The following is a 1745-nucleotide window of genomic DNA, read 5'->3' on the forward strand; positions in this document are numbered from 1 at the left end:
ACACCGTTACTTTGACCCGGAGTCGGGGCAATATATCTCGCCAGATCCGATAGGTTTTGCGGGAGGGCTGAGGCCACAGGGGTATGTACATAACCCGCTGGAGTGGGTAGATCCGCTGGGGTTAATGGTTGTGACAGGTACGACCAAAAATGGAATGTCCCGGGTGAGCAATGAATGGCGTAATAAATATGGTCCAAGTGTGATGCGAGAGCATCATTTAATACCACAAGCAATGATGAATGACGAGAGTTTCATGAGGCAGATGAAACAAGCAGGAATATCGAATCCTGAAGACTATATACATAGACAGATATCGATTATACCCAATGCACAACACATTGATGTTCATGATGCAGGATGGAATAGTGATTTTAAACAATGGTATGCAGAAAATCCTGATTTTTCACAAAAAGATCTACAGAAAAACATAAGTGAAATGATGACTAAGCATAACATACCTAGAGCATCAAGGAACTACGCAAAAAGATATAAGTCCTGTGGAGGTAAGAGATGAAATTTTACTTGATGAATAATGTCAAGGCCCCTTGGGGGGATTGGGGGAGTATTCTTTGGACAGGCATGACGAGTTGGAACGCTCGTGAGGGGAAATATGAAATTAGCAGGGTTGGGCCATTTTCACCTGATATCTACATAGGGGATAATGGATTGGTTTTCTCAGAAGCTGCGATGATTGCATATAATTCATCAGGGTTGCGTGGAGTGAGTGACTTCGTGCTCATGAGGAAAAAAAAGGTAGTTAATATTGACTGGAAAACATGGGATCGAACGGTCAATATATCAAGCCATATAGATGATCTTTTGGAACCTGAAGATTTAATTACTCTTGGTGAAAATGATCCTGAGTTGATGAGAATCATGTCTGATTATTATCTTGCTATAGTTGATGAAGAAATCGACATTGACATTAATCGTGCGGCAAAAAAAATTTCCGATCGATATTTGATTACGATGATGCCTGAGTGTGACTTGTTTACAGGGAGTAATTTTAAAGGCTTTTTTGTCTCTGAAAATGCTCGAGCATGGTTTGATAAATACTATCCGGAACACTTCGATTTTCATGAGGTTTATATAAAAGTTTGACCATACAGATCTAGTTATCACCTGACACCGGTATATTTCCGGTGTTTTTTTACAGCCACTGGGGCGAACAGGGCTGGAAGGTCAATGGCAACGGCCAGGTGGTGGCCGAGCGCAGCAAGCGCGGTCACGAGCGTCAGGCTCGGCTGTTTGGCTATGACAGCGAGCTGAACCTCTGCGAGCTCTCCCATATTCTGCCCAGCGATGGGCAACCGCTATCAAGCCAGCAGGCTCAGACCGAGCCCCTGCGCCGTTATGACGCTGCGGGCCGGGTCAGCCAGATAGGGCCCAATCAATACCGCTACGACAAGTGCGGGCGGCTCTGTGAGAAGGTGGTATCACGCCCCGGTTTCCGGCCCCAGACCACCCAATTTGAGTGGGATGGCTTTGACCGCCTGCAACGGGTCATTTTGCCCGATGGCAGCCGCTGGCGTTACCGCTATGACCCCTTTGGTCGGCGTATCGGCAAGGAGCGCGAGGGGCAGGTGAGCCAACTCACCGCGATAACCCGTGTCCACTATCGCTGGGACGGTGACCTGCTAGTGCAGCAACAAAGCTACCGGGCCGATGGCAACGCCGCTCGTCAGGTACAGTGGGTCTATGAGCCGGGCAGCTTCAGGCCACTGGCCCAGTGGGAGGCCGGTGAA

2 protein-coding genes and 1 pseudogene are annotated in these 1745 nt (G+C 48.0%); all 3 read left to right on the top strand.

What is annotated here, in order from left to right; genetic code table 11:
• Positions 1-514, top strand: a 514-nt coding sequence (locus AACT07_RS22250; protein WP_139126510.1) for an RHS repeat-associated core domain-containing protein, incomplete at its 5' end; no start/stop codon positions are given.
• Entirely contained in the window at positions 511-1101 is a 591-nt protein-coding gene (locus tag AACT07_RS22255; protein WP_069530080.1) for a hypothetical protein, read from the top strand. The genes AACT07_RS22250 and AACT07_RS22255, both read left to right, overlap by 4 nt.
• Positions 1102-1142: 41 nt before the next feature.
• Positions 1143-1745, top strand: a pseudogene (locus AACT07_RS22260) (RHS repeat-associated core domain-containing protein); the annotation flags it as partial.

Origin of the sequence: Aeromonas sp. ANP5 (genome assembly GCF_963870295.1) — a bacterium.
GTDB lineage: Bacteria > Pseudomonadota > Gammaproteobacteria > Enterobacterales > Aeromonadaceae > Aeromonas > Aeromonas veronii.

What these genes read in the sequence shown, in the direction of transcription:
- AACT07_RS22255 (WP_069530080.1), top strand. Translation starts at nt 511, where the DNA reads ATGAAATTTTACTTGATGAATAATGTCAAGGCCCCTTGGGGGGATTGG.